At 33.0% G+C, this 26,451-nt stretch carries 35 protein-coding genes and 9 pseudogenes; 28 read left to right on the top strand and 16 right to left on the bottom strand.

What is annotated here, in order from left to right; genetic code table 11:
* Positions 1 to 18: 18 nt before the first annotated feature.
* A pseudogene (locus AYJ55_RS01615) lies at positions 19 to 267 on the top strand (transposase); the annotation flags it as partial.
* Between the two features lie 721 nt (positions 268 to 988).
* Here AYJ55_RS01615 and AYJ55_RS01620 read toward each other — a convergent pair.
* Together AYJ55_RS01620 and AYJ55_RS01625 are read right to left on the bottom strand one after the other, a co-directional pair.
* Positions 989 to 1,522 carry an IS630 family transposase gene (locus AYJ55_RS01620; RefSeq protein ID WP_162505291.1) on the bottom strand — a complete coding sequence of 178 codons (534 nt, stop codon included), beginning with the start codon at positions 1,520 to 1,522 and terminating at the stop codon, positions 989 to 991.
* The gene (locus AYJ55_RS01625) at positions 1,446 to 1,811 is read right to left on the bottom strand and encodes an IS630 transposase-related protein (protein WP_063653415.1); all 366 of its coding nucleotides are present in this window, start codon (positions 1,809 to 1,811) and stop codon (positions 1,446 to 1,448) included. The genes AYJ55_RS01620 and AYJ55_RS01625 overlap by 77 nt, the downstream gene beginning before the upstream one ends.
* Positions 1,812 to 1,954: 143 nt before the next feature.
* Between AYJ55_RS01625 and crcB the strand changes: the two genes are divergently transcribed.
* Positions 1,955 to 2,338: a fluoride efflux transporter CrcB gene (crcB, locus tag AYJ55_RS01630; RefSeq protein WP_063653827.1), complete on the top strand. Its 384-nt coding sequence runs from the start codon at positions 1,955 to 1,957 to the stop codon at positions 2,336 to 2,338.
* A 30-nt stretch (positions 2,339 to 2,368) separates the two neighbouring features.
* Here the strand turns inward: crcB and hemB are convergent, their stop codons facing one another.
* The 6 genes from hemB to AYJ55_RS32435 form a co-directional block, all read right to left on the bottom strand.
* Positions 2,369 to 3,346 carry a porphobilinogen synthase gene (hemB, locus tag AYJ55_RS01635; RefSeq protein ID WP_063653829.1) on the bottom strand — a complete coding sequence of 326 codons (978 nt, stop codon included), beginning with the start codon at positions 3,344 to 3,346 and terminating at the stop codon, positions 2,369 to 2,371.
* 142 nt (positions 3,347 to 3,488) lie between these two features.
* Positions 3,489 to 4,907 carry a Na+/H+ antiporter NhaC family protein gene (locus AYJ55_RS01640; protein WP_063653831.1) on the bottom strand — a complete coding sequence of 473 codons (1,419 nt, stop codon included), beginning with the start codon at positions 4,905 to 4,907 and terminating at the stop codon, positions 3,489 to 3,491.
* Positions 4,908 to 4,933: 26 nt separating this feature from the next.
* On the bottom strand, positions 4,934 to 5,131 hold the full coding sequence (locus tag AYJ55_RS24520; protein ID WP_074167855.1) for a PLP-dependent transferase: 198 nt from the start codon (positions 5,129 to 5,131) through the stop codon (positions 4,934 to 4,936).
* Positions 5,091 to 5,273: a PLP-dependent transferase gene (locus tag AYJ55_RS32430; RefSeq protein WP_074167856.1), complete on the bottom strand. Its 183-nt coding sequence runs from the start codon at positions 5,271 to 5,273 to the stop codon at positions 5,091 to 5,093. Before AYJ55_RS32430 ends, AYJ55_RS24520 begins: the two co-directional genes overlap by 41 nt.
* 134 nt (positions 5,274 to 5,407) lie before the next feature.
* Complete coding sequence (locus AYJ55_RS01645) at positions 5,408 to 5,995, bottom strand: aminotransferase class I/II-fold pyridoxal phosphate-dependent enzyme (RefSeq protein WP_425393764.1); 588 nt, start codon at positions 5,993 to 5,995, stop codon at positions 5,408 to 5,410.
* A 38-nt stretch (positions 5,996 to 6,033) separates the two neighbouring features.
* Positions 6,034 to 6,279 (bottom strand): PLP-dependent transferase, encoded by a 246-nt coding sequence (locus AYJ55_RS32435; RefSeq protein ID WP_063653835.1) that lies wholly within the window; start codon positions 6,277 to 6,279, stop codon positions 6,034 to 6,036.
* Positions 6,280 to 7,410: 1,131 nt separating this feature from the next.
* Here AYJ55_RS32435 and AYJ55_RS01655 point away from each other — a divergent pair.
* The 9 genes from AYJ55_RS01655 to AYJ55_RS01695 all read left to right on the top strand — a co-directional run bounded on the left by AYJ55_RS01655 (position 7,411) and on the right by AYJ55_RS01695 (position 14,152).
* Positions 7,411 to 7,896: a winged helix-turn-helix domain-containing protein gene (locus AYJ55_RS01655; protein WP_063653837.1), complete on the top strand. Its 486-nt coding sequence runs from the start codon at positions 7,411 to 7,413 to the stop codon at positions 7,894 to 7,896.
* Between the two features lie 119 nt (positions 7,897 to 8,015).
* Positions 8,016 to 8,786 carry a helix-turn-helix domain-containing protein gene (locus AYJ55_RS01660; RefSeq protein WP_063653839.1) on the top strand — a complete coding sequence of 257 codons (771 nt, stop codon included), beginning with the start codon at positions 8,016 to 8,018 and terminating at the stop codon, positions 8,784 to 8,786.
* A 99-nt stretch (positions 8,787 to 8,885) separates the two neighbouring features.
* Positions 8,886 to 9,065 carry a hypothetical protein gene (locus AYJ55_RS01665; RefSeq protein WP_162505226.1) on the top strand — a complete coding sequence of 60 codons (180 nt, stop codon included), beginning with the start codon at positions 8,886 to 8,888 and terminating at the stop codon, positions 9,063 to 9,065.
* Positions 9,066 to 9,180: 115 nt separating this feature from the next.
* A complete protein-coding gene (locus AYJ55_RS01670; RefSeq protein ID WP_063653844.1) occupies positions 9,181 to 9,447 on the top strand; it encodes a hypothetical protein in 267 nt (88 codons plus the stop codon).
* A gap of 438 nt (positions 9,448 to 9,885) precedes the next feature.
* Entirely contained in the window at positions 9,886 to 10,380 is a 495-nt protein-coding gene (locus AYJ55_RS01675; RefSeq protein WP_063653846.1) for a hypothetical protein, read from the top strand.
* 68 nt (positions 10,381 to 10,448) lie between these two features.
* Positions 10,449 to 11,456, top strand: a complete 1,008-nt coding sequence (gene sctW / locus AYJ55_RS01680) for a type III secretion system gatekeeper subunit SctW (protein ID WP_187153146.1) — start codon at positions 10,449 to 10,451, stop codon at positions 11,454 to 11,456.
* Positions 11,457 to 11,489: 33 nt separating this feature from the next.
* Positions 11,490 to 13,424, top strand: coding sequence for an FHIPEP family type III secretion protein (locus AYJ55_RS01685; RefSeq protein ID WP_063653850.1), 1,935 nt, complete (start codon positions 11,490 to 11,492; stop codon positions 13,422 to 13,424).
* A gap of 17 nt (positions 13,425 to 13,441) precedes the next feature.
* Complete coding sequence (locus tag AYJ55_RS01690) at positions 13,442 to 13,843, top strand: InvB/SpaK family type III secretion system chaperone (RefSeq protein ID WP_063653852.1); 402 nt, start codon at positions 13,442 to 13,444, stop codon at positions 13,841 to 13,843.
* A gap of 60 nt (positions 13,844 to 13,903) precedes the next feature.
* Positions 13,904 to 14,152, top strand: coding sequence for a hypothetical protein (locus AYJ55_RS01695; RefSeq protein WP_063653854.1), 249 nt, complete (start codon positions 13,904 to 13,906; stop codon positions 14,150 to 14,152).
* A gap of 588 nt (positions 14,153 to 14,740) precedes the next feature.
* Here the strand turns inward: AYJ55_RS01695 and AYJ55_RS01700 are convergent.
* Positions 14,741 to 15,115 (bottom strand): annotated as a pseudogene (locus AYJ55_RS01700) (transposase); the annotation flags it as partial.
* A 48-nt stretch (positions 15,116 to 15,163) separates the two neighbouring features.
* On the opposite strand from AYJ55_RS01700, the gene AYJ55_RS01705 reads away from it, so the two are divergent.
* Complete coding sequence (locus tag AYJ55_RS01705) at positions 15,164 to 15,529, top strand: IS630 transposase-related protein (RefSeq protein ID WP_063653415.1); 366 nt, start codon at positions 15,164 to 15,166, stop codon at positions 15,527 to 15,529.
* Positions 15,498 to 15,986: an IS630 family transposase gene (locus AYJ55_RS01710; RefSeq protein ID WP_063653499.1), complete on the top strand. Its 489-nt coding sequence runs from the start codon at positions 15,498 to 15,500 to the stop codon at positions 15,984 to 15,986. Before AYJ55_RS01705 ends, AYJ55_RS01710 begins: the two co-directional genes overlap by 32 nt.
* Here AYJ55_RS01710 and AYJ55_RS30400 read toward each other — a convergent pair.
* The 3 genes from AYJ55_RS30400 to AYJ55_RS01720 are packed head-to-tail and all read right to left on the bottom strand — an operon-like array spanning position 15,917 to position 16,816.
* A complete protein-coding gene (locus tag AYJ55_RS30400) occupies positions 15,917 to 16,084 on the bottom strand; it encodes a hypothetical protein (protein WP_187153147.1) in 168 nt (55 codons plus the stop codon). The genes AYJ55_RS01710 and AYJ55_RS30400 overlap by 70 nt on opposite strands.
* The gene (locus tag AYJ55_RS01715; RefSeq protein ID WP_063653415.1) at positions 16,081 to 16,446 is read right to left on the bottom strand and encodes an IS630 transposase-related protein; all 366 of its coding nucleotides are present in this window, start codon (positions 16,444 to 16,446) and stop codon (positions 16,081 to 16,083) included. The genes AYJ55_RS30400 and AYJ55_RS01715 overlap by 4 nt, the downstream gene beginning before the upstream one ends.
* Positions 16,430 to 16,816 (bottom strand): transposase family protein, encoded by a 387-nt coding sequence (locus AYJ55_RS01720; RefSeq protein ID WP_342668132.1) that lies wholly within the window; start codon positions 16,814 to 16,816, stop codon positions 16,430 to 16,432. The genes AYJ55_RS01715 and AYJ55_RS01720 overlap by 17 nt, the downstream gene beginning before the upstream one ends.
* Between AYJ55_RS01720 and AYJ55_RS01725 the strand changes: the two genes are divergently transcribed.
* Genes AYJ55_RS01725 through AYJ55_RS24535 form a run of 4 tightly spaced genes read left to right on the top strand, consistent with a single transcriptional unit; the run spans position 16,815 to position 18,074 of the window.
* Complete coding sequence (locus tag AYJ55_RS01725) at positions 16,815 to 17,180, top strand: IS630 transposase-related protein (RefSeq protein ID WP_063653858.1); 366 nt, start codon at positions 16,815 to 16,817, stop codon at positions 17,178 to 17,180. The genes AYJ55_RS01720 and AYJ55_RS01725 overlap by 2 nt on opposite strands.
* A 25-nt stretch (positions 17,181 to 17,205) precedes the next feature.
* Complete coding sequence (locus AYJ55_RS35380) at positions 17,206 to 17,370, top strand: hypothetical protein (protein WP_425393766.1); 165 nt, start codon at positions 17,206 to 17,208, stop codon at positions 17,368 to 17,370.
* The gene (locus tag AYJ55_RS01730) at positions 17,354 to 17,719 is read left to right on the top strand and encodes an IS630 transposase-related protein (protein WP_063653860.1); all 366 of its coding nucleotides are present in this window, start codon (positions 17,354 to 17,356) and stop codon (positions 17,717 to 17,719) included. The genes AYJ55_RS35380 and AYJ55_RS01730 overlap by 17 nt, the downstream gene beginning before the upstream one ends.
* A 25-nt stretch (positions 17,720 to 17,744) precedes the next feature.
* Positions 17,745 to 18,074, top strand: coding sequence for a transposase (locus AYJ55_RS24535; protein ID WP_245677245.1), 330 nt, complete (start codon positions 17,745 to 17,747; stop codon positions 18,072 to 18,074).
* Positions 18,075 to 18,080: 6 nt separating this feature from the next.
* On the opposite strand, the gene AYJ55_RS32440 is transcribed toward AYJ55_RS24535, so the two are convergent.
* Positions 18,081 to 18,236, bottom strand: a complete 156-nt coding sequence (locus tag AYJ55_RS32440; protein ID WP_425393767.1) for a hypothetical protein — start codon at positions 18,234 to 18,236, stop codon at positions 18,081 to 18,083.
* Entirely contained in the window at positions 18,170 to 18,610 is a 441-nt protein-coding gene (locus tag AYJ55_RS01740; RefSeq protein ID WP_063653864.1) for a helix-turn-helix domain-containing protein, read from the bottom strand. Before AYJ55_RS01740 ends, AYJ55_RS32440 begins: the two co-directional genes overlap by 67 nt.
* A 445-nt stretch (positions 18,611 to 19,055) precedes the next feature.
* Here AYJ55_RS01740 and AYJ55_RS34355 point away from each other — a divergent pair, with 445 nt between their 5' ends.
* The 6 genes and pseudogenes from AYJ55_RS34355 to AYJ55_RS32445 form a co-directional block, all read left to right on the top strand.
* A complete protein-coding gene (locus AYJ55_RS34355; protein WP_281181069.1) occupies positions 19,056 to 19,178 on the top strand; it encodes a hypothetical protein in 123 nt (40 codons plus the stop codon).
* Positions 19,179 to 19,273: 95 nt separating this feature from the next.
* Positions 19,274 to 19,768, top strand: a complete 495-nt coding sequence (locus AYJ55_RS01745; RefSeq protein WP_063653866.1) for a hypothetical protein — start codon at positions 19,274 to 19,276, stop codon at positions 19,766 to 19,768.
* A 130-nt stretch (positions 19,769 to 19,898) separates the two neighbouring features.
* Positions 19,899 to 20,279 (top strand): hypothetical protein, encoded by a 381-nt coding sequence (locus tag AYJ55_RS01750; RefSeq protein ID WP_063653889.1) that lies wholly within the window; start codon positions 19,899 to 19,901, stop codon positions 20,277 to 20,279.
* Positions 20,280 to 20,536: 257 nt separating this feature from the next.
* Positions 20,537 to 20,608 (top strand): annotated as a pseudogene (locus AYJ55_RS36635) (hypothetical protein); the annotation flags it as partial.
* Between the two features lie 138 nt (positions 20,609 to 20,746).
* The gene (locus AYJ55_RS01755; protein WP_162505228.1) at positions 20,747 to 21,316 is read left to right on the top strand and encodes a FliM/FliN family flagellar motor switch protein; all 570 of its coding nucleotides are present in this window, start codon (positions 20,747 to 20,749) and stop codon (positions 21,314 to 21,316) included.
* 34 nt (positions 21,317 to 21,350) lie between these two features.
* A pseudogene (locus tag AYJ55_RS32445) lies at positions 21,351 to 21,549 on the top strand (EscR/YscR/HrcR family type III secretion system export apparatus protein); the annotation flags it as partial.
* 204 nt (positions 21,550 to 21,753) lie between these two features.
* Here AYJ55_RS32445 and AYJ55_RS01765 read toward each other — a convergent pair.
* Positions 21,754 to 22,776, bottom strand: a pseudogene (locus AYJ55_RS01765) (IS481 family transposase); the annotation flags it as partial.
* Between the two features lie 139 nt (positions 22,777 to 22,915).
* Here AYJ55_RS01765 and AYJ55_RS32450 point away from each other — a divergent pair.
* The 4 genes and pseudogenes from AYJ55_RS32450 to AYJ55_RS01790 form a co-directional block, all read left to right on the top strand.
* Positions 22,916 to 23,604 (top strand): annotated as a pseudogene (locus AYJ55_RS32450) (transposase); the annotation flags it as partial.
* A gap of 72 nt (positions 23,605 to 23,676) precedes the next feature.
* Positions 23,677 to 24,042, top strand: coding sequence for an IS630 transposase-related protein (locus AYJ55_RS01780; protein WP_063653415.1), 366 nt, complete (start codon positions 23,677 to 23,679; stop codon positions 24,040 to 24,042).
* A complete protein-coding gene (locus AYJ55_RS01785; RefSeq protein ID WP_063653499.1) occupies positions 24,011 to 24,499 on the top strand; it encodes an IS630 family transposase in 489 nt (162 codons plus the stop codon). Before AYJ55_RS01780 ends, AYJ55_RS01785 begins: the two co-directional genes overlap by 32 nt.
* Before the next feature lie 21 nt (positions 24,500 to 24,520).
* A pseudogene (locus AYJ55_RS01790) lies at positions 24,521 to 24,963 on the top strand (IS3 family transposase); the annotation flags it as partial.
* Positions 24,964 to 24,998: 35 nt separating this feature from the next.
* Here the strand turns inward: AYJ55_RS01790 and AYJ55_RS01795 are convergent.
* A pseudogene (locus AYJ55_RS01795) lies at positions 24,999 to 25,872 on the bottom strand (IS982 family transposase).
* Between the two features lie 118 nt (positions 25,873 to 25,990).
* Here AYJ55_RS01795 and AYJ55_RS35385 point away from each other — a divergent pair.
* Positions 25,991 to 26,314 (top strand): annotated as a pseudogene (locus tag AYJ55_RS35385) (IS701 family transposase); the annotation flags it as partial.
* Positions 26,315 to 26,451: the final 137 nt, after the last annotated feature.

The following is a 26,451-nucleotide window of genomic DNA, read 5'->3' on the forward strand; positions in this document are numbered from 1 at the left end:
AAATTAAGTCGCCTAGCTATAACGAATATCAAGAAGAAAATGAAGCCTGTTGAACAGACTTGTTTCGACAAAGCCATCTTGCGTCATCGTTCTGTCATTGAAACGGTATTTGATGAGTTAAAAAATCTTTGTCAGATAGCGCATACGTGGCACCGCTCTCCTGCTAACTTTGTAGTGAATTTATTAGCTGGGCGGGTTGCATATTGTTTAATTCCATCTAAACCAAAGATACCTGTGGCAGGAACATCACGAGTTTCGCACAAATAAAAAAACGCTCTATTTTTAAGTTTAATTCAGCATAATATATAAATAGACAAAATCTTATAAATTAAAAGCAACTTATTGTAATTTACACAAATTTATACGTTTTAGTAACGTGCAAATTAACCATTGCTTTTAAGCCATTTCTGGAATTTTATATTCCTGTGCGAAACTCGTGTCTTAATGATAGCAGGTTAAAAAAGAAGCTATTTTTCTCTACTAAAATCATGAAAAAAACCAAAATTAATACTGTTTTATGTAATTATTTTAAATTAACTATTTGAATATGTGATAAAAAATTAGGATCCTTATCCCGAACTCAGGTTAGTTAAGTTAGCGACAGCGTTAATATCTAGGGTAGTGACGGGTAGGCATCCTATCATTACACCACTATTAAGTAAAATATCTATCTGTTTATCACTATACTTTCATTTTCATCGATGGGTATTAATGCAACCATAATGGTATTTTTACGCTTTAATTAATGCCTCTACTTTTAATCATTAAATTTTATGCTTAAGCGCTAATTGACCACTGTTGCCAAGTGGAAACGCAAAAGTTATGGTGGCAAATGAAAAGAGAAAACGATATTGAGGTATACACTTTAAGTCATTTTAACTTATCACGATTAATGCGATCAAAGACGTGAATTTTGGCGGTAGGGTGGCATAATTTCCAGCTACTAGGAATGCTAACAAATTATTATAGCTAGGCGACTTAATTTTGATTACAGCATATGTATTAAAAACAGGTCATCGATAGTGCATCCTGTTTCCATCTTTTTACGTTTAGCTTGAGACCATTTATGTTCTATAGGATTTAAATCTGGTGAATACACAGGCAAATATTCTATCTGGTGTCCTGCGTTTATAATTGCCTGTTCAATATTCTTACCTTTGTGAAAGCTAGCGTTGTCCATAAAAATAACAGAATTTTCAGGAAGTTCTGGGAGCAATATTTTTGTGATCCAAACATAAAAAACATCACGGTTAATATTGCAATCAAATAATCCGATAGCAAAAAGGGTTGTTCCCAATAAAGCGCCAATAACATTTGTTCTTCCCTTAGCACCCCAGTTTTTCAGGCCAAAACAACGGTGACCTTTTGGGGAATAGCCGTGAGTTCGTGGAGTGTCATGTGAAAAACCACTTTCATCAATAAAAACAACAGATTTATCTTTTTTTTCATACTGTTGTCTTTTTTGCTGATGTGCCAGCCTGTCGCTTTCGTTGGTTTTTGGATGGAATAGAGTTTTTTTTATAGGTTAATCCCAGCTTTTTAAGGGATTGCCAAATAGTCTTTTTACAAACACCGAATCGCTCTGCCCGTTCCTTTTGGTAAGCATCTGGATACTGTTCCACATCTTTTGCTAAAGCATTTTTATCGAGCTTCCTCTTACGTGGCGTTGAATTTTTTGGCTCTGGTCGTTTAAGCCAACGTACTAAAGACGCTTTTCCAATACGGAATTGTTTCGCAGTTTCTCGAATTGTTAAACCTTCGGCTTTCCTTACAGATATTACTTTACGTCGAAAATCAATTGTATAACTCATAACACACCTTGTAATCAAAATTAAGTCGCCTAGCTATATTGTATTATTTACTATTAATTATTTGTTATATCAATGCGATTGCTACTATAGAAAAAATGGCACAAAATATTGCTGCTGATGTGTTCTATTGGATGAAATAATTTATGATTAAAATCTTTTTGGCGACCTCAATAGGCTCTGCGCTTGGTGGTATCTCACGTTGGCTTTTGTCAACCAAGTTAAATCCATTAATTGCACTTTTACCATTAGGGACTTATCTCTCAAATGTTATTGCTAGTTTTATATTAGGTCTTGCTTTTGCTTATTTTGCTAACCATTATACCCTATCACCTGAGTGGCGATTGATGGTAATGACCGGTTTTTGTGGTGGTTTATCAACTTTTTCTACCTTTTCATTGGAAGTTATGCTCTCCTTTCAGCAACAGCGCTACTATCATGGATTTTTGGAAATCTTAATTCATGTGGTTAGTACCTTATTGGTAACTTACCTTGGTATACTGATTTACCAATTAATTCAGAATCGCTAGCATCTAACAATTTTTGTCAACCTAAATTGCTTAAAGACACTCTTTTTCTGCTAAATCTAACGCAAAATAGCTCAAAATCAGATTAGCACCGGCACGTTTGATGGCACCTAATGTTTCTAGCGCAACATCGATTTCATTAATCGTGCCTGCTTGAGCAGCAAATTTAATTTGGGCAAATTCACCGCTGACCTGGTAAGCCGCTAATGGTAGTTCAGTTCGCTCACGAATATCACGAATAATATCGAGATAAGCACCAGCAGGTTTTATCATTAAAACGTCAGCACCTTCTTGCTCATCTATCAATGATTCTCTAATTGCTTCATGACGATTCATTGGATCCATTTGATAACTTTTGCGATCACCAATTAAGTAAGAGCCTGCCGCTTCGCGAAAAGGGCCATAAAGGTTAGATGCAAATTTGGTTGAATAGGACATAATACCGGTATTAGTAAAACCTGCTTTATCCAGCGCCTCACGAATTGCCCTGACTTGCCCGTCCATTGCGGCAGAGGGCGCAATAAAATCAGCACCAGCATTTGCTGCAGTGACTGCTTGTTGGCCGAGGTTGAGTAATGTTGCGTCATTATCAACGCCATTGCTACCTAAAACACCACAGTGGCCGTGAGAGGTGTATTCACAAAAACAAGTATCTGACATGACTAGCATATCGGGTACGCTATCCTTGCAGGTTTTTGACATACGAGCAACTAAACCATGCTCTTGCCAGCTATCGCTACCTGTTTCGTCAAGATGATGGGAAATGCCAAATAACATCACTGACTTGAGCCCTGCTTTAGCGATCCGTTCGATTTCATAAGGTAACTTGTGTTCCGGGATACGAAAAACCCCAGGCATAGTTGCAATAGGCTGATAATCTTTAATTTCTTCTTCCACGAAAATGGGCAATATAAGATCATTTAGCGTTAAAATTGTTTCTTTAAATAAAGCGCGAACTGTTTCTGTTTGACGTAATCGCCTTAAACGACGAATAGGCTGTTGATATTGCACACCTTCTCCTTGCTATTGCTACATAAATTATAATTAATCGTATAATTTTTTTCATAATAATATTTGCAGCGTATTATAAATGTTATTAATTCATCTTACATCTTTATTGATAGCGCTGTTTCTCTATGCATGCCATTTTGTCTTATTGGCTGAATCCTAAATAAAGATAAATAATTAATACGATTATTGCGGTAACAATAGCATAAGGCATCTGTGTTCTGATATGTTCAATATGATCACAATCAGTTGCCATTGAAGCAACGATGGCGTCGCTAGAAATTGGCGAAATCATATCACCAAAAATTGAGCCGGTAATCGCTGCTCCGATCATTAATTCGGTAGGCATATTAACGGAAAGCGCTAATTGCACGCCAATTGGGATCATGATAGAAAAAGTTCCCCATGAAGTGCCGGTTGCTAATGACATGATAGCGCTGATTAAGAAAATAAAAGCTATCGAAACCCCTGCCGGCAACACGCCCGAAGAAATTTGTGCAATATAAGCACCAGTATTAAGATCGGCAGAAACATTGCCCATTAAAAAAGCTAAAATCATGACTGAACTAATTTTGATCATGCTGGCGTAACCGATATAAATTTCCTTAAAGAAACTTTCGATCGTCAAAATGCGGCGGGCTAAAAACCAGATAAACGAGACTAAAGTACCAAACATAACTGCCCAGTAAACAGAGGTTGAGCCACTGCCTTTAGTGAACTCGCCATTACCGGTGATATATAGAGCGATAGGTACCATTAAAACCGTTGCCAGAATAGGAATAAAAAAGTTCAATACAGTGTGGGTTGCTGGATGATCAATGACTTCCTCATCAGCCATGGAAGATGGCTGATGAGATTCATGTTGATTGGCAATCGCTTTTTGTTCAGCTATTTTCATCGGCCCCCATGAATAATCGGTGAGGATATAAAATAGTACTGAAGCTAGTGATAACCAAGCCATAATATTATATGGCATAGCTGTAGCAAGGATTTCGAATGGTTCGCCAGAAATAAAACCTTTAGAGATTTGTACGCCAATAACCCCCATCATGGCCGCTCCCCAACCATTGATCATGACAGAAGAACATATTGAGACACCAGAGGTTTGAATAATATAGGCCATTTTTTCTGCGGAAACACCATAATATCTAGCAATATTTTTAGTGGAAGCTCCAGCGACTAATTGATTAATAGAACTCTCAATAAAAATGATTATTGAAATAAACGTGGCTAGCAGTTGAATTGCTTTTTTATTTTTTATTAAACGCGTTTTATTGGTTAGTAAATATACTAAACTTCTAACACCGCCGGTGACGCTAATTAACCGCATAATTCCGCCAATTAACAAAATAAAAATAATAGTTTGTGTATTGCCGGGGGAGGCAAAAGTAGCAATAATTCCTGTTAGTGTTGCTTGAATGCCTAACAAAATATTGTGATCGTTAATAACGGTATAACCAACTAAAATACCTATTAATAACGATAAGATCACTTGGCGTGTTATTATCGCGAGTATAATAGTGATAAGCGGCGTAATTACTGTCCAAATTCCGTAGTCATTCATTGCGATACCCTGTCTCTAGCTGAATATTAAAAATTAAGTGCTTGCTCTAAATCGTTAAGTAGATCATCGATATCTTCTATCCCTACGGATAGACGTAATGTTGTATCGTAAATACCCATTTTTACTCTTTCATCTTCAGTTATAGCGGCATGGGACATGGTTGCTGAATGATTTACCATGCTTTCAACACCACCTAATGACTCGGCCAGAACAAAATATTGCAATTTGCTGATAATATTTTTTTACGTTATCTCGATTGCCATTAATGTTAATGGTAACAACAGCGCCACCAGTCTTCATTTGTGTCTGACAAATATGATACTGAGGATTATCTGATAGCCCTGGATAGTATACTTTTGTGATCACGAGTTTCGCACAAGCATATAAAATTCCAGAAATGGCTTAAAAGCAATGGTTAATTTGCAAGTTACTAAAACGTATAAATTTGTTTAAATTGCAATAAGTTGCTTTTAATTTATAAGATTTTGTCTATTTATATATTATGCTGAATTAAACTTAAAAATAGAGCGTTTTTTTATTGGTGCGAAACTCGTGGTGATATTACGATGATTATTTAAAAACTTGACAATTGTCAGTGCATTAGCGCATTGTCTTGTCATGCGAAGATCTAAAGTTTTTAATCCCCTTAATGCAAGATAAGCATCAAAAGGTGAAGCAATAGCACCGATGGTTGTTTTAATAACATCAATTTTATCGGCTATTGTAGATTGATTAGTGATAACGGCGCCACCGATTAAGTCTGAGTGTCCGCCTATGTATTCACTGGTAGACAGCATGACAATATCAGCGCCTAATTCAAGAGATTTTTGATTCCAGGCAGAAGCAAAAATATTATCGACACAGGTTATGATGTTATTTTCTTTTGCCAACTGACAAATTTTACTGATATCAACAAGTTCTAATAGCGGATTAGTAGGGCTTTCTATCCAAATTAGACGGGTGTTATTGCGTAAATGCTCTTTGACTAGTTGGAGGTTATTAAGATCAATATAATCAACTTGATGACCACTTGTTTCTTTGATTAACTTTTCAAATATACGGTAAGTACCGCCATAGACACCTTGCATGGCAACAATATGAGAGTTTTGTGGTAGCAAATTTAATACTAGTAATGTTGCAGCGACGCCCGAGATGCGGTTGCGGTAGCATAAATACCCTTTTCAATATCGGCAAGTAACGTTTCGTATGCATAGCGAGTTGGATTTTTAATTCTTGAGTAGCTAAATTCACAATTTATATCAATATTTTGTTGAATAAAGCTACTTGCTGTGGTGATAGTGGGGAAAAGCGCATTATTAGCTTTATCAAGCTGGTTCCCACCATGAATTAAAATAGTTGAAAATTTTGCCATTATAATCCTTATATTTTTTTCTAATCAGTGTTAATTCATTATATAACAATAAGTATAGTTGTATAAATGGATAGAATTATAATAGATTCGTGTTAACGAAAGGGTCTATTTGATATATTTATACTGCTGTATTTATCCTACATGAATATGCTAAGGAGTAATGGCATATTTTATAAAATAACAAATATTTTATTTATTTTTTTATTAATGTAATATATATTTTGTTTTTATAATATTAAATTACTAAAAATGTAATATTTATAATGATACATTGGGAAATAAGAAATATTACAACTAAAAAGAAAATATAGACCTCATAATATTCGTATGAATTATTTTTAAAAATAATCTATTCTATTCTTTTATTTTCATTACGTTTTGATATTAATGTTTTTATATAAAAACCAACTAAATATTTCTAAATAAAAATAAAATATTGTTATATTTATATAATATATAATCATAATGTAAGTTAAATTTTATTGTATAAATTTTTTATTCACAATATAAAATAATTTTCCATTTATCATGTTAGATGAAATAGTCATATTTTGATTTTATTTTAGTGTTAAAATCTATCAATGAAAGCTTATAAAGATAATTACTATCATTAATTAGTGCTTAAAGAAAATAAAAAAATACCTTAAAAATAAAATTATCACTTACAATAAGAGGAAAGTGGCTAGTTGCAAGCGGTAAAGAATAGCTAACTTTTATAGAGTGAACAAAATATTAGTTATTAAAATGTTTGTTTTTTTTTGATAGTTTTAGGCTATCAATAATGCGTAAACGGATCGATAAAAACAAATTGCATAATTAAGGTAATATGACTTTAATCTTTTCTTGTAATAGATAACTATTATAATATATTATTATACTTCCATATATTTTATTTATTATAAAAATCATACTGTTTCTTGTTTTCATTAGCGGAGTTAAGTAATGGAATTAAAAAATTTAAATTTATTCATAATTAGTGGTAAGAGTTGTTTAACCTTCAATCATTTTTAAATGTAAATAATAAAAAGTCTGTAGAATAACGGATAGTGTAGGGCAATTTTATTATGGATACCCTTTTCAAGGATGGCTATTAACTTAGACTATTAAAAGTTGTAGAAGAGGATGCTTATTATGAAACATCGAGATTTAGTTTTTCAATTTTTAGATTATCGATTGCATTGCAATGAAATGCTGATGAAAAATGGAGAAATTATTGCAGTACCCCCTAAAGAGTTAAGGGCATTAAGTTGTCTAGTGGCTAATAGTAAAAAGATTATAAAGAAAGATGATATCGTTGCTTATGTTTGGCAAGGTGGCGAAGTAAAAGATGAATCAGTTGTTCGTTGCATATATTCGTTAAGAAAATTGTTTAAACAGGAAAATTTGATTATAACCATTTATGGTAAAGGATATTGTTTTAATAGTGATGTAAAACTTATTGGTTTAAATGCAAAGAATGATTATTTATACGAAATTCCTAACCATGATAAGCGGCAAAGTGGACTTTATATGCAAAGTATTGGCAGAATATTACCTGTATTTAAAGAGGGTATTTGTTCTTCAAATACAATAAAGGATAGTTTTCAGCGTTTAACATTGAACATTAAATGTAAATAGTCATGATTTCGTCATAATTTGGTTGTGATCTTTGGGTTATTTTAAGGTTTAATAAGATCGTGTTTTTTGCTAGAAGCTGGTTTCATGTTAAGGAGCAAGTTTTGCGGCAGAGTGAATCTATGTGGGTAAAATATGACGAAATTTTATTAGAAAATCCAGTTCTTTATTATGTTACTGCAGTAAGTAAAACAGAACTTCGTATTAGTTCAAAAGGAAATCAAGAAATTTGCTGTTTCGATATTGGAGATAGTGGGATCATGATGATTTTACCTTCTAAAATAGATGTTCTATCGGGTGAAATCAGGTTAAAAAAAGAAAATATCTTACATTTAGCTAAAATGCAGGCTTTTATTGATAAAGCAAATAATCAAATCCATAATTTTAATAATAATTACCTTTCTGCTTTTATTAATTTTAATTTTGATACTTATAAAAAACAAAAAAATCTTGAATATTGGTTTTTGAGTCAACAAATTAATAAAGAAAAAAAAGCAGAAAGGTTTTCTTCTTTGTTACGCCAAAATGAAGAATATCGTATTGTCAGTTTTCTGCTTGAAGAATCGATGTTAGAAGGAAACCAAAAATTACAGAAAATGAGTGTAAAATATGGATTATCTGTTTCTTACTTTAGAAAATTAGCAGGAAATGCATTAGGTAATTCTCCTAAAACCGAGTTAAAAAAATGGCGATTAGTTAATGCGTTATTAGATTTAAACGATAAAAATCATAATATTACACAAATAGCTTTTAAATATGGTTATTCCAATTTGTCTCATTTTTCTGATGAAGTGAAGAGTTTTTTGGGGATAAGTCCGAGCCGGTTAAAAAGATACTATCAAAGGAAAGGATCTAGTGTCACCGATGAAGAAATTACTGATAAGAAAAGATAGCAGTATATTAATTTTTTTAGTGTTTTTAAATTTCATATTATTGTACAGTTCTAAAGCTGCAACAGAGCAAAATATCGAATCTAGGTTATATTGCTAAAAATGGAAACTATACGTGGTGTTTTTGATGCCTTATCTTCGGTTATTAATAAACCAGTCGTAGTTAGTCAGCTTGCTGTAAAAAAGAAAATAACTGGCGATTTTAATCTTAAATATCCACTGGATACTTTAAAAGAAATTACTCAGCAACTTAATTTGATGTGGTACGATAATATCAAGTAATATATATTTTTGGTGCAATTGAAATGCGTGATACTGTTATTACCTTACATAATACGACAATTTCTGAGATAAAAAATTTTTAAAAGATTCAGGTCTGTATGATGAACGTTACCCATTGCGCTCAGGTAGCAAAAATCGTTTATTTTATATATCTGGGCCGCCAGTCTATATTGAGACGATAATTAATACTGCTCAGTTTTTAGATGATGTGACTACAAGCTTTGATGGCCAAGAAAAAATAGCAATTGTGCCATTATATAATACATTTATAGAGGATCGTCATTATCAATATAGGCTTAATGATATTATTATTCCAAGAATGGCATCAATAATAAATAAATTGATGGATACTTCAAGTAGTATAGTAATATTCCAAAATTAAAAACGCATACTCTAAAAAAAATCAAGATGATTTAGCTAATCAGAATAATAATTCATCACTAAATAGAAGATTTATCGTTAAATAAAGGTGCGGTTTCTATTATATCTAATCCTGGTAATAGCTTATTAATAAAAGGTAATAAAGAACAAGTAAATTATTTACGAAAGATTGTAGAACAACAGCTAGATATCACTAAAAGGCATATAAGAACTATCGGTATGGATTATTGATATAGAAAAAAAGCGCTTGATCAGCTTGGTATAAAATGGAGTGGTAGTGTTAATATTGGGCAAAAATTAGGTATATCGATAAATGCAGGAACAAGCACTATTGATGGAGCTAGTTTTATGGCAGATATATTTGCATTAACAAGGAATGATAAAGCAAATATTGTTTCTCGGCCAATAGTTCTAACACAAGAAAATATTCCAGCAATATTTGATAATACGAACTTTTTATACTAAATTAATTGGAGAAAGAGCGACAGATTTAAAAAATGTTACTTATGATACAGCCATTAGTGTATTACCTAGGTTTACTCTTGATAATCAAATAGAAATGATGATTACCGTTCAAGACGGAAACCGAGGGCAACAGTTAACTGATCATTTACCAGAAATAGGACGAACAGATATTAGTACTATTGCTAGAGTACCTCAGAGTAAAAGTTTATTAATTGGTGGTTATACTCATGATGAACATAGAAATGATAGAAGAAAAATACCATTACTGGGATATATTCCTTATTTAGGTAATATATTTCGATATACTACTGAAAAAAAGGATAGTTTGGTGAGAGTATTTCTTATACAACCTAAAGAGATTATTAATCCTTTAGGTTTGAGTGCGGAAAATATTGCTAAAAAAGTAATAGAAGATAGATTTGATAATAAATTAGAAAATTGGATGTCAAATTTTTCGAGTAATCGTTGATGAGTAATAGCATAAATAATTCTTATAATATTGTTCAGTATATGCTGCGTCATAGACAAAAATTAATTATGGAAAAAGTGAATACTCAGGAAAAAGTGGATCGATACGAGGCACTCGACGATGAAAGCGAGTGCAAAATTGAAGAAAGGCATCAATATAATCAAAAAAAATTTGGTAATGAACAAGGAAAAGCACTATTACTATCGCAAACTAGACAGAGAAGAAAATTAGTTAGAAAAAGCGAATTAGAAAATTGTAATGAATTTGACTATGTTTTGGATGATGAAATCGATAAAGTAGTAAATATTTTATCTGCTCCGAAAATTTCTCCCCAAAATTTAGTAGCACAGCTTAGAAAGTTAATAACTGATGATAGTGATTTAGTAATTGTATTACGAGCTTTAATTAGGCGTAATATGCTACATGAAAAAAAAAGAAAAAAAATAACAGATGTATTAAGTTATGTAGAACAAACCTCGAATAAAAAACGATTAAAATCAGGAATTAATGTTGCACTTAAAGCACGTATATTTAGTTCCAAAATAGATGTTGAACCCTATTTACTGCGTGAAAGTTATAGACAATTTATTGAAACGGATTTATATGAGATACAAATTTATGGTAGCTGGATTTCAACCTATGGAACACAAAATCGAAAAATAATTTTGCAATTTATCGAAAATGCAACAATTACTGATATTAATTCCAATGATCCCAGTTGTAGCCGAATAGAATTTGGTAATCTACTGTCAAGATTAAATCAAATAAAGACAATAAAGTCATGTGATAAATTCTTTATTTTATCTTTAATTAACTATTATAAAAGTAAAGCAATTCCCTTTCGGGAGTTAAACATAGTATTATTTTTTATTGGTGTACTTGAAGAACCTAATGCTACAGGTGATTTTCTAGATTTATTATTAAAAGTGGATAGTGGTAATGAAGATAAAAGAAAAATAACTCAATTAATTTATAATTTAATAAAAAAATTACCACTATGTATTTTTATTAATACGAATGATAAAGAAATAATAAAAGATCAGTTGATAGAAAAATTAAATAATTTTTTTATTTAAGATAGTATAAATCACTATAATATTTGAGTAAATATGAATAAATTTCTAAATAAAATAAAAAGACATTCAGAGCTGTTTGTATTAATTTTAGTTTTTATCATCATTTCGATGTTGGTAATTCCTTTACCTACATATTTAGTTGATTTTTTAATCGCGTTAAATATTATTTTATCCGCATTAGTATTTTTATCTTCATTTTATGTAAATAGAATACTAAATTTTTCATCATTTCCTGCTATTTTATTGATAACCACATTATTTAAATTATCCCTAACCGTTAGTACAAGTCGATTAATATTAAGTGAAGCTGATGCAGGGGAGATTGTCGCTGTATTTGGACAATTTGTTATTGCTGATAATTTAGTTGTAGGGGTTGTCATTTTTGCCATAGTTACTATTGTACAATTTATGGTTATTACCAAAGGTTCAGAACGTGTTGCAGAAGAAGCTAAACGTCGTCGCAGTGTTGTCGAACGGGAAAGCCAGCTGTATGGATCCTTTGATGGTGCAATGAAATTTATCAAAGGTGATGCAATTGCGAGTATTATTATTATCTTCATAAATTTTATTGGCGGCATTAGTGTTGGTATTAGCCAACATCATATGGATTTTTCGCATGCTTTAGCAACCTATACGATTTTGACGGTAGGTGATGGATTGGTTGCACAAATACCTGCTTTATTAATAGCGGTTGCGGCAGGTTTTGTTGTTACCAGAGTTAATAGTGATAATGAAAACTTAGGTAGAACAATCATTAACCAATTATTAACTAATCCCTTAATTTTGATTATTTCAGCAATTATTACATTGAGCATTGGCAGTTTACCTGGCTTTCCTTTTATTGTTTTTTTATTGATTTCGGCAATATTAGTTAGCATGTATTATCTTCAATTTAAAAGAAATAAACCAAATAAAGAAGATACGGCATTGATTGAAAAAAATGAAATAACGGACTTAGTGATAGATAATCAAGGGGTGATTAATAAAAAAATAAATGAAACGATCCCTTTGATTTTGGTTGTTAATAAAAGCGTAATTGAAAATTTAAAAAAAGAAAATATTTCTGTCAAATTAAAAAATAAATTTTATCTAGATTATGGAATAAATTTGCCTGATATCATAATAAGTGATTCTGATGATTTAGAAGAAAATACCATAGTGCTATTAATTAATGAAATAAAAGCAGATCAATTTTATATTAGATATGATGGATATCGTCTTATTGATAAGACAGTTGAAATTGAACATCTTGGGATCGACAAGATTACTATTAATAATGATATTTGGATAAATGAAACGGATTATGAAAAAATAAAAGAAATAGGCTATTTATGTCACCATTATATAGATGAAATTTATTTTAATTTAGCCAATATACTCACTCGTTATGTACACGAATATTTTGGTATACAAGAAGCTAAGCAAGAAATTGATAATTTAGAAAGATATCCAGATCTTATAAAAAAAGTCGTAAGGCATGCAACTATTCAAAGAATAACAGAAATATTACAACGGCTAATTAATGAAAAAATATCAATAAAAAACATGAAATTAATTATGGAAACTATTGCACAATGGGCGCCAAAGGAGAAAGATGTTATTTTACTTGTTGAACATATTCGTAGTGCATTAGGAAGATATATTTGTCATAAATTTTTGCGAGGAAATAATTTAAACGTTATTTTATTATCAAATGAAAATAAAGAGGTTATTCGAAGTAATATACGAAATACTTCGGCCGGTGCTTTTTTGAATTTAGAACCTAAAGAATCTGAATATTTATTAGATAAAATATCATTAGCATTAGATAGCATGCCGTTATCTTATAATGATTTCGTGATTTTATGTTCAGTTGATATTAGAAGATTTTTAAAAAAGTTTGTTGAAAATAAATTTAACAATGTGGATGTTATTTCTTTTGGTGAATTAACAGAAACGGTTTCCGTAAATGTATTGAGAACGATTTAAAACTAAATGGAGAGAGTATGCATATTGATATTGCCTTATTAGTTCGTGATGCGCTGGCACATAGTGGTTGTGATAAAAATTTAATTTCTGACTTTGATGGACATTCAACGATTACATTAGAATTTAGTGATTCATTAGATATCAATATAAGTATTGATGATAATTGTGTATGGCTGTGGAGCCCTCTTTGCGAAGTGAGCAGTAATTTGATTTATCAATTAAGCGAAAAGATATTAAATAAATTAATGGAAGAATGCCTGTTTACCGTGACAAAACAGTTACAATTAGTTTCTCGTAATCAATATATTAATTTGGCAGGCGTCGTAGCACCTGCATATTTAGCCGATGGAGCCAGCTTTTCTGCGGCGTTAGAGGAATTCTTCCACTTAATAAATAATTATTCAGAGATGCTTTGTTAATCAATAAAATTACTTTAAGCCATAGAATATATAAGATTCAGTCGCTATTAGGAACAGTGATTGAAGCCAATATTGCTTGATTGTGAAATTGGTGAAATTTGCCATATTCATAAAAATTGGCGAGACACAAAAATTATTGCTAAGGCACAAGTTCTTGGTTTTCGAAAAGATACTGTAATACTAGGGCTAATCGGTGAATCGATAGGGATCTCAAAAGAGAGTGTTGTTATTCCATCAAAAGAACATTTTACCATCACGAGTTTCGCACCAATAAAAAAACGCTCTATTTTTAAGTTTAATTCAGCATAATATATAAATAGACAAAATCTTATAAATTAAAAGCAACTTATTGTAATTTAAACAAATTTATACGTTTTAGTAACTTGCAAATTAACCATTGCTTTTAAGCCATTTCTGGAATTTTATATTCCGGTGCGAAACTCGTGGTAAAATTGAAGAATTGAAAATATTTATTGATTTAGGAGAATATAAAGAAGGTGAAAACGATGAGATATTATATAAATATAACAAAATAAATAGTTGGCTTATACAATCCTAGATGAAAAAAAATCCTTTGAATCAATAAAACAAGAGATGTATGAGATTTTATCGTAATGTAAAAAAAAGGCATACTTTAATATGTCAAAAAACAAATCAGAACGATATTTTACTGCAAAACTTAGATAATAAAATAATGATAATTGAAAATGAGATAAAGGAAATCAATAAGCGTGTTGCTTAATAGTGAAATAAGGTATTTCGGTGATTGAAGTAAATTTTAGGCTGTTCTGAGATGGAAATTCCAAAGACCGGCACTAAGGAGTAAAAAGGTATCATCAATAAAGGGTCTACGATTCCGTAAAATTTGGGTCATATAGCTAGGCGACTTAATTTTGATTACAGCATATGTATTAAAAACAGGTCATCGATAGTGCATCCTGTTTCCATCTTTTTACGTTTAGCTTGAGACCATTTATGTTCTATAGGATTTAAATCTGGTGAATACACAGGCAAATATTCTATCTGGTGTCCTGCGTTTATAATTGCCTGTTCAATATTCTTACCTTTGTGAAAGCTAGCGTTGTCCATAAAAATAACAGAATTTTCAGGAAGTTCTGGGAGCAATATTTTTGTGATCCAAACATAAAAAACATCACGATTAATATTGCAATCAAATAATCCGATAGCAAAAAGGGTTGTTCCCAATAAAGCGCCAATAACATTTGTTCTTCCCTTAGCACCCCAGTTTTTCAGGCCAAAACAACGGTGACCTTTTGGGGAATATAGCTAGGCGACTTAATTTTGATTACAAGGTGTGTTATGAGTTATACAATTGATTTTCGACGTAAAGTAATATCTGTAAGGAAAGCCGAAGGTTTAACAATTCGAGAAACTGCGAAACAATTCCGTATTGGAAAAGCGTCTTTAGTACGTTGGCTTAAACGACCAGAGCCAAAAAATTCAACGCCACGTAAGAGGAAGCTCGATAAAAATGCTTTAGCAAAAGATGTGGAACAGTATCCAGATGCTTACCAAAAGGAACGGGCAGAGCGATTCGGTGTTTGTAAAAAGACTATTTGGCAATCCCTTAAAAAGCTGGGATTAACCTATAAAAAAAACTCTATTCCATCCAAAAACCAACGAAAGCGACAGGCTGGCACATCAGCAAAAAAGACAACAGTATGAAAAAAAAGATAAATCTGTTGTTTTTATTGATGAAAGTGGTTTTTCACATGACACTCCACGAACTCACGGCTATTCCCCAAAAGGTCACCGTTGTTTTGGCCTGAAAAACTGGGGTGCTAAGGGAAGAACAAATGTTATTGGCGCTTTATTGGGAACAACCCTTTTTGCTATCGGATTATTTGATTGCAATATTAATCGTGATGTTTTTTATGTTTGGATCACAAAAATATTGCTCCCAGAACTTCCTGAAAATTCTGTTATTTTTATGGACAACGCTAGCTTTCACAAAGGTAAGAATATTGAACAGGCAATTATAAACGCAGGACACCAGATAGAATATTTGCCTGTGTATTCACCAGATTTAAATCCTATAGAACATAAATGGTCTCAAGCTAAACGTAAAAAGATGGAAACAGGATGCACTATCGATGACCTGTTTTTAATACATATGCTGTAATCAAAATTAAGTCGCCTAGCTATAGCCGTGAGTTCGTGGAGTGTCATGTGAAAAACCACTTTCATCAATAAAAACAACAGATTTATCTTTTTTTTCATACTGTTGTCTTTTTTGCTGATGTGCCAGCCTGTCGCTTTCGTTGGTTTTTGGATGGAATAGAGTTTTTTTTATAGGTTAATCCCAGCTTTTTAAGGGATTGCCAAATAGTCTTTTTACAAACACCGAATCGCTCTGCCCGTTCCTTTTGGTAAGCATCTGGATACTGTTCCACATCTTTTGCTAAAGCATTTTTATCGAGCTTCCTCTTACGTGGCGTTGAATTTTTTGGCTCTGGTCGTTTAAGCCAACGTACTAAAGACGCTTTTCCAATACGGAATTGTTTCGCAGTTTCTCGAATTGTTAAACCTTCGGCTTTCCTTACAGATATTACTTTACGTCGAAAATCAATTGTATAACTCATAACACACCTTGTAATCAAAATTAAGTCGCCTAGCTATACAACCGAGGCGCTTGATACCCGCGATGGCGTGTTCAACCGTAATACGGATGCCCGAGATTATTTTATTTTCTTGTTTTTGTTCAGGCGATAAAGGTCTTTTTCGAGTTCCTTTTTTTGGGATTTGTGTATTAGGATGCTGTTTATCTATACCTTGAAAACCGGTATCGGCCCAGATGGTTACCTCAGGGGGAATATGGCGAATTATATCGACTTTATCGAGTAAGCGTTTATCGTGACGGCGCCCATTTTTGATCATGGGGATAAATCCAATTTTCCTCGTTTCGTCAGTTATATAGCTAGGCGACTTAATTTTGATTACAAGGTGTGTTATGAGTTATACAATTGATTTTCGACGTAAAGTAATATCTGTAAGGAAAGCCGAAGGTTTAACAATTCGAGAAACTGCGAAACAATTCCGTATTGGAAAAGCGTCTTTAGTACGTTGGCTTAAACAACCAGAGCCAAAAAATTCAACGCCACGTAAGAGGAAGCTAGATAAAAATGCTTTAGCAAAAGATGTGGAACAGTATCCAGATGCTTACCAAAAGGAACGGGCAGAGCGATTCGGTGTTTGTAAAAAGACTATTTGGCAATCCCTTAAAAAGCTGGGATTAACCTATAAAAAAAACTCTATTCCATCCAAAAACCAACGAAAGCGACAGGCTGGCACATCAGCAAAAAAGACAACAGTATGAAAAAAAAGATAAATCTGTTGTTTTTATTGATGAAAGTGGTTTTTCACATGACACTCCACGAACTCACGGCTATTCCCCAAAAGGTCACCGTTGTTTTGGCCTGAAAAACTGGGGTGCTAAGGGAAGAACAAATGTTATAGCTAGGCGACTTAATTTTGATTACAAGGTGTGTTATGAGTTATCCAATTGATTTTCGACGTAAAGTAATATCTGTAAGGAAAGCCGAAGGTTTAACAATTCGAGAAACTGCGAAACAATTCCGTATTGGAAAAGCGTCTTTAGTACGTTGGCTTAAACGACCAGAGCCAAAAAATTCAACGCCACGTAAGAGGAAGCTCGATAAAAATGCTTTAGCAAAAGATGTGGAACAGTATCCAGATGCTTACCAAAAGGAACGGGCAGAGCGATTCGGTGTTTGTAAAAAGACTATTTGGCAATCCCTTAAAAAGCTGGGATTAACCTATAAAAAAAACTCTATTCCATCCAAAAACCAACGAAAGCGACAGGCTGGCACATCAGCAAAAAAGACAACAGTATGAAAAAAAAGATAAATCTGTTGTTTTTATTGATGAAAGTGGTTTTTCACATGACACTCCACGAACTCACGGCTATTCCCCAAAAGGTCACCGTTGTTTTGGCCTGAAAAACTGGGGTGCTAAGGGAAGAACAAATGTTATTGGCGCTTTATTGGGAACAACCCTTTTTGCTATCGGATTATTTGATTGCAATATTAATCGTGATGTTTTTTATGTTTGGATCACAAAAATATTGCTCCCAGAACTTCCTGAAAATTCTGTTATTTTTATGGACAACGCTAGCTTTCACAAAGGTAAGAATATTGAACAGGCAATTATAAACGCAGGACACCAGATAGAATATTTGCCTAGAACATAAATGGTCTCAAGCTAAACGTAAAAAGATGGAAACAGGATGCACTATCGATGACCTGTTTTTAATACATATGCTGTAATCAAAATTAAGTCGCCTAGCTATAATAAGCCCTTTTCGAGTGGTCTGTCTTTTCTTTCCCGAATACATTTTTTTTCGCCGACGCAGATTCTTAGGCTTTTGGACAGGTCGCTCTGTCCCATCAATAAAGACGTCTTTAATCCAGGAAAGGCGCGAAAAAATTCCTCAGCAGAGCGAATTTGACGAGCGGGCAAAACACATTCTCGCCCCAAGGTCATCTCTAAAACCGGCAATAATATTTTTACCCAGCGACATACCCGTGTTCTATCTAAACCAAAAAGAAGTCCTTGCAAATCATAGGTCGGATAACATTTTAAATACAATAAAATAAAAAGCAGTTTATCTAATGGGGTTGGGATAAATCCTTTCTGCCCTGCACCCATCTGCCGCTCGTGATCTTTTCGATTCTTTTTCCGATAAATCAAATAACAAGCTGAAAATTCAGCGGCTAAATTTTTCAATTCTTCGACTGATAATCCAATGATTGCTTTACATAAACGATTATCTCATAACAACCGCTCTTTGTTGATCATTTCAAACCGTTATTTTCTAAGTTAAACCTCTTTTTATTGTCTATAGCGTGACAAAAAATGCAAGTCTCTATTCAGCAACTATTTTAATAAAGAAATTTTATTTATTAATAATTTATTAGCAGATATTAATAATGTGGGATTATTATCAAGAGATGAGTTATTTTCAATAAAAAGAAAACAAGCGGTCACGAGTTTCGCACAGACATATAAAGTTCTAAAAATAGCCAAAATAATGTTTTATCCGCAAGATACTAAATAATATAAAATATATATTTATTTCAATAATTTATATTTGAATTAGCAATTTTTGCGAATTATATATTATGTTGAATTGAACTTAAAAATAACATGTTTATTTGTTGGTGCGAAATTCGTGGCGGTATTTAATCATAAATTAATAGATTTAAAATTGGATAAAGCAAAAAAGGAAGCTGATCATCAAGTTGTTATTTTAGAAAATAAAGAAAAATTAAATACTAAAAATTTTTACATATGAAAAGCGAAAAGTATATTTTTTTATTGAAAAAGAAATGTTTAAAATTATTCAAAGGAAATATCTTATTGAAGAAAATGAAATAGAGGAAGTTCTTTATGCCAAAAGTCAGCTCAATAAAAACTTATAATATACAATCAAAGCAAAATGGAACATGCTCATTAGATGATATCATTAAAGAAAATATAAAAAATAATAAACCATTATCTAAAATCTATTTATCAAAAATTAATGATATTAATTTATTATATGATAATACTATATTTTATGATTGTAGATATAGCGATGATCTTGATGAAGTTAACTATATTAGTGATGTTGATGAAACTGATATCTTAATGAAAAATGAAGAAAAAGATAATACAATAGTAGATAATCAACTTTATAATATTTCTTTAAGATTATCTGATGCTAATATTATAATAAGTAATCAGTCAATATTCAAAGCTTCTGGAAATATAGAGGAAATAAAAAATGATAACTTTAGTAATCATAAAAAATCTGGCCAGATACACCTTATAAAACATGAACATACTGTCACGAGTTTCGCACCAATAAAAAAACGCTCTATTTTTAAGTTTAATTCAGCATAATAAATAGACAAAATCTTATAAATTAAAGGCAACTTATTGTAATTTAAACAAATTTATACGTTTTAGTAACTTGCAAATTAACCATTGCTTTTAAGCCATTTCTGGAATTTTATATGCCTGTGCGAAACTAGTGACTGTTATAAAAAAAGAAAATATTGCCAATAAATTAAGTATCAATAATACAATCGATGCAGATTATATAATTAACTTTGTTGGTTTAGGATCTCGCGGGCAGAACAAACAAATTAGCGTAAATAATTTATTTAACTATCAAGAAATGAATTTAACACCAAGTTATGAAACAATGCCAATAAGTTATAAAAATAACATTGATTGCAATGACCATTCAAGACTTATTTTATCTAAAAGAACTTTTAATAAAAAAATAGAACTACCATCACTGGAAAATTTACAAAAAAATAAATGTATAAAAAATAATTTCAATGTTATCCAATATTTAGCTTTAACCCATCAGATTCATTGGTTGATAATAGAATTCATAGTTATTTGAATAATAATAGTAACTCTGAAAAAAATCTTCTTATTATAAGAAAAGATAATAAAGATGAATTTAATGAAAAAAGCGATAAATACCAAAAATTTTTTGAGGGTGAGGAATGATAAAAAATTATTTTCCTATAAAAAGCCACAAGGAAATTAATTTAAAACAATTATTAATTACTTGGCAAAAAAAGGAATTAGTCAAAAAAGATTTCCATTACCAAATGGAGAATTATTATTATCTTTTTCTACCAATAAAATTGGAAAGGGATCATAGACCTTAGAGAATGGTTAGAATTAATAAAACCAGATTTAAACGGTTTATCTATGTATGCCTAGAAATTTGATGAATCAGAAGCGCTTTTTTTTAATAGCTATACATTAAATGAATTTTTACCTTCTGAATTAGAATTTAATACTTTATATGGTAATGGAAAAGTTAATTGTAATGATAGCGATTATAAAAATATCATCGCTATGCTTAGAACAGATTATGGTAATATCTGGATCCATTGTGTTGATAATAACTTGAATCATGTAAGTAAATTAGAAAAATATAAATGTGATCATATCCCAGTGGAACTAATTTTAAGAATGGGATTCAGCAACATAACTGTATTAACTTTAAATAAGGTTAATGTGGGTGATATTTTATTTGTGAATCAGCAAACACATGATGTGGTTATTCAAAATAAAGTTATTGGACATATTACTAACGATAATGGAGTCTATATGATAAATACAAATTTTTATAATGATAATATTGATGATACAATCAATGACGATGATAATCTAATAGAATCTAGTGATAAATTAAGCTCTAAAGGTGATATACCCATTACACTTGAATATATTTTACAAAAAAACAAAATTCCTTTATCAGAATTGGAAAGTATTTTTCAAGGTAAGGTACTACCATGTGACTTAGCCGCAGAAAATAATGTTAAAATTGTTGCTAATGGGGTTTTAATTGCAAAAGGAAATATAATTTGGATTGAAGATAGATTGGGTGTAGAGATCACTCATTTATTTCATAACGAAAAATAAACAATTGTTAATACAGAGAGTAAAAGTAGAAATTATGAATAATGATATTTCTCTGATTACCCTATTGGCGTTTTCAGCCTTATTACCATTTATTATAGCGACTGGCACATGCTATATAAAATTTTCTATTGTTTTTATTATGGCTAGGAACCTTTTAGGACTACAGCAAATTCCTTCTAATATAGTATTAAATGGTATTGCATTAATGTTGTCATTTTTTGTGTTACTGCCAGTAGTGAAAACCAGTTATCAAGAATTTAATAAGGTTAATATAGATTATAAAGATATCGATTCTATTCACGAGTTTCGCAAGCTCCGAAAAAGAAGTATAAAGTTCAAAACAAGAAAAAATTAGGATGTTTATATTTTGTCAGTTTATCTGTAGTAGCTTAGACCTGATCTGACAGTTACCGGTTATTTATACAGTACCTGTCAGGTTAAATTTGATTTAAATCTTTCTCTCTCCAAAGTTGTTTTCCATCGTGTAAAGTTGCCATAGGAGTTCGACCGCAACACATTTTTCCTTGATGAGTGCGTTGGTTATTATATTCCGCTAACCATTTATCTAAATCAGCTTGTAATTCATCTAAAGCCCTATAGATTTTCTTACGAAAAGCCACCTGATAGAACTCTTGTAATACAGTTTTATGAAAGCGTTCACAAATCCCATTAGTTTGAGGTGAACGAGCTTTAGTTTTTGTATGATCAATATCATTGATAACGAGATAAAGTTGATAATCGTGATGTTCAACTTTACCACAATACTCACTGCCTCTGTCCGTCAGTATACGTAACACCGGTAACCCATGCTGGGAATAAAAAGGGAGAACCTTGTCATTTAATAAATCTGCCGCCGTTATCGCGCTTTTTGTTGTGTAAAGCTTACAATGAACGACTTTACTGTAAGTATCAATGTAAGTTTGTTGATAAACACGACCAACGCCTTTTAAATGACCGACATAAAAAGTATCTTGTGAACCCAGAGAACCTGGATGCGCTGTTTCAATCTCACCACAGGCTTCATCATCTTGCGCTTTCTTTTCTAGAGCACTGATTTGTGATTCTGACAGGATAATTCCTTCTGTTGCGATTTTATCTTCAAGCGCTTTTAGGCGTTTTGTAAAATTTTCGAGATTATGGCGCAGCCAAATAGAACGAACGCCACTCCCCGAAACAAAAATGCCTTTTTTTCTTAGTTCATTACTACTGCGGTGTTGACCGTGTGCAGGGTATTCAATCGCATACTCAACTACAGCGCTTTCAATCTGTTCATCTACTCTATTTTTTACGTTAGGCACCGGTCGATTTTGATTAATTAAAGCGTCTATCCCACCATCGTTAACAAGTTCCTGGTAGCGATAAAACGCATCTCGGGATACCCCCATAATCTTACAGGCTTTTGAGACGTTATTAAGCTCTTCAGCGAGGTTAAGTAACCCGACTTTATGTTTGTGTAGTGGTCAACTAAAATTGGCCACCCTACCTGACTGTTCACGGAACAGTCGCTCTGATTCGTTTGGCGTTAATGTAGTGGCATACTAAATTTGGCCACCTAAGTTGAGGTGATATGCTTACCTCATAATTTTTATAGGTGCCGAAATGAGTAAAATAATTACTGCTGAATTTAAATGTGAAACCGCCAAATTAGTCCTTGACCAAAATTACACCTACCAGGAAGCCGCGAAAGGCATGAACGTCAGTCTTTCAGCGATTAGCCGGTGGGTAAGAGCCCTTCGTTTAGAACGTCAAGGGAAAACATCGCCTGGTCTGCCATTAACACCTGAACAAATTGAGTTCAGAGAAATGAAGAAAAAAATCCACCGGCTGGAAATGGAGAATGACATCTTAAAAAAGGCTACTGCGCTCTTAATGTCCGACTCACTGAAAAATTTTCGGTAGTTGAAAAGCTAAGAGTGCTTTATCCGGTGAAAACTTTGTGTCGTATTTTTAATGTTCACCGAAGCAGTTATCGCTATTGGTGTCGGCCTAAGGAGCCAGATATTGAGCGGACGATAAAACGTAGCCTAGTCAGCGAAGCGTGGAACGTTAGTGGCGGCTCTGCTGGCGCAAGGACTATCGCCACGATGGTTACCAATACACACAACGTGAAACTTGGGCGGTGGTTAGCGGGTAAGTTGATGAAAGAATTAATCATCGTCAGTTACCAAGAGCGAAAACATAAATACAACCGCGGTGAAAATGAACGTATTGATATTCCAAATCTGCTCAATAGGCAGTTTGCTGTTACAAAGCCTGACCAGGTTTGGTGCGGCGATGTAACCTATATTTAGACAGGCTCACGATGGGCCTATCTGGCTGTGGTATAGCTAGGCGACTTAATTTTGATTACAAGGTGTGTTATGAGTTATACAATTGATTTTCGACGTAAAGTAATATCTGTAAGGAAAGCCGAAGGTTTAACAATTCGAGAAACTGCGAAACAATTCCGTATTGGAAAAGCGTCTTTAGTACGTTGGCTTAAACGACCAGAGCCAAAAAATTCAACGCCACGTAAGAGGAAGCTCGATAAAAATGCTTTAGCAAAAGATGTGGAACAGTATCCAGATGCTTACCAAAAGGAACGGGCAGAGCGATTCGGTGTTTGTAAAAAGACTATTTGGCAATCCCTTAAAAAGCTGGGATTAACCTATAAAAAAAACTCTATTCCATCCAAAAACCAACGAAAGCGACAGGCTGGCACATCAGCAAAAAAGACAACAGTATGAAAAAAAAGATAAATCTGTTGTTTTTATTGATGAAAGTGGTTTTTCACATGACACTCCACGAACTCACGGCTATTCCCCAAAAGGTCACCGTTGTTTTGGCCTGAAAAACTGGGGTGCTAAGGGAAGAACAAATGTTATTGGCGCTTTATTGGGAACAACCCTTTTTGCTATCGGATTATTTGATTGCAATATTAATCGTGATGTTTTTTATGTTTGGATCACAAAAATATTGCTCCCAGAACTTCCTGAAAATTCTGTTATTTTTATGGACAACGCTAGCTTTCACAAAGGTAAGAATATTGAACAGGCAATTATAAACGCAGGACACCAGATAGAATATTTGCCTGTGTATTCACCAGATTTAAATCCTATAGAACATAAATGGTCTCAAGCTAAACGTAAAAAGATGGAAACAGGATGCACTATCGATGACCTGTTTTTAATACATATGCTGTAATCAAAATTAAGTTGCCTAGCTATATTGGATTTGTTTGCCCGAAAACCGGTGGGCTGGGCAATGTCATTTGCACCAGACTCAGAATTAACCGCCAAAGCACTACAAATGGCTTGGGAACTACGTGGGCATCCCAAACAGGTGATGTTCCATAGTGATCAGGGAAGTCATTATACCAGTCGTCAGTATAGGCAGGCATTGTGGCGTTATCAGATGACCCAAAGTATCAGTCGCAGAGGGAATTGTTGGGATAATAGTCCGATGGAACGATTCTTCCGTAGTCTGAAGACCGAATGGGTGCCAACGACTGGCTACAAAGCTTTAGTACTGCTCAGTCAGCCATTATTCGCTACATAACCCACTACTATAGCGATATAAGACCTCACTGGTATAACGGTGGATTAACGCCAAACGAATCAGAGCGAGTGTTCCGTGAACAGTCAGGTAGGGTGGCCAATTTTAGTTGACCACTACAACCTGAGTTCGGGATAAGCATTATCAATTATGCTTGAAGATATGTTCCTGCCACAGGTATCTTTGGTTTAGATGGAATTAAACAATATGCAACCAGCCCTGCTAATAGATTCACTACAAAGTTAGCAGGAGAGCGGTGCCACGTATGCTCTATCTGACAAAGATTTTTTAACTCATCAAATACCGTTTCAATGACAGAACGATGACGCAAGATGGCTTTGTCGAAATAAGTCTGTTCAACAGGCTTCATTTTATTCTTGATATTCGTTATAAGGTTAATTCCCATTGTCTTCAGTTGCTGTTTCAGTGAAGCCGATAAATACCCTTTATCCGCATACAAACAACCAGAAAGATCTTTTATCAGCTCAGGTAATGGTTTCCGATCATCTGTGTTTCCTGGTGTTAAGTCGAAAACTGAGTATTTCCCCCAAATGATTGATAATTACATGAAGTTTGAAACCAAAGAACCAACCTGTTGAGGTTTTTCCTCGTTCAGCTATCCCATCGAAGACTTTATGCCGGCGGATCCCTAAGTTATCACACACAGCTATCGGAGTAGAATCGGCAACCGACAGACCCGTGCACTTTCCCTTAATTGACTCAAACAGTGCCGTTAAAGCTAAGGCACTGCGCGGAAGTAACTCTACGCAGCGTGAATATGATGGCAAGTTAGGAAATTCCTTCCTGAGATATAAACGGACATGATAGAGATAAAATACCTTGAATTGGCTGAATCGGAGTTGATGAAATAAAACAACCAGTGTCATCATTTCAGCCAATGAAAGCTGAGTAGACCGTCTACGACGCTTACTACCGTTATTCAGCAAAATTTCATGCATTTTTGGCTCGAAGTCTTTACAAAAATCATCCATCAGGCAATAAAGTTCAGTAAGATTTTCCATGATTGTTTAACAATGCTCTACTCTTTAACCAGATTGTTAGAGTATTTTAACGAAATATGCGCATTCAACTATTTGAATAGCAAGACTTTCACTTTATTTCTTATCCCGAACTCAGGTTATTTATGATAAAGATTCCGATGGAAAAACAAAAAACACGCACTTTTCCGAAATGCTCGCTCTTGCTAAAAAAAGAGGAATCATACCAGAAGCGGTAGTGATGGATGCCTGATATTCTAGCCTGGATAATCTGAAATCAATTCGCTCTCATGGTTGGGTCTGGGTAACCACGCTGAGGAAAAACAGGATTGTTAACCATAACAAACAATTGAACAAGTTAGACATCTTAGAAGAAGGAACCTTAATACACTTACGAGGTTACGGTTGGGTGACAGTTTTCAAATTTATAGCCAAAAACGGCCGTATTGATTACTTAGTCACGAGTTTCGCACCAATAAAAAAACGCTCTATTTTTAAGTTTAATTCAGCATAATATATAAATAGACAAAATCTTATAAATAAAAAGCAACTTATTGTAATTTAAACAAATTTATACGTTTTAGTAACTTGCAAATTAACCAT

Origin of the sequence: Candidatus Arsenophonus triatominarum (assembly GCF_001640365.1) — a bacterium.
In the GTDB taxonomy this organism is placed as follows: Bacteria; Pseudomonadota; Gammaproteobacteria; order Enterobacterales; family Enterobacteriaceae; genus Arsenophonus; species Arsenophonus triatominarum.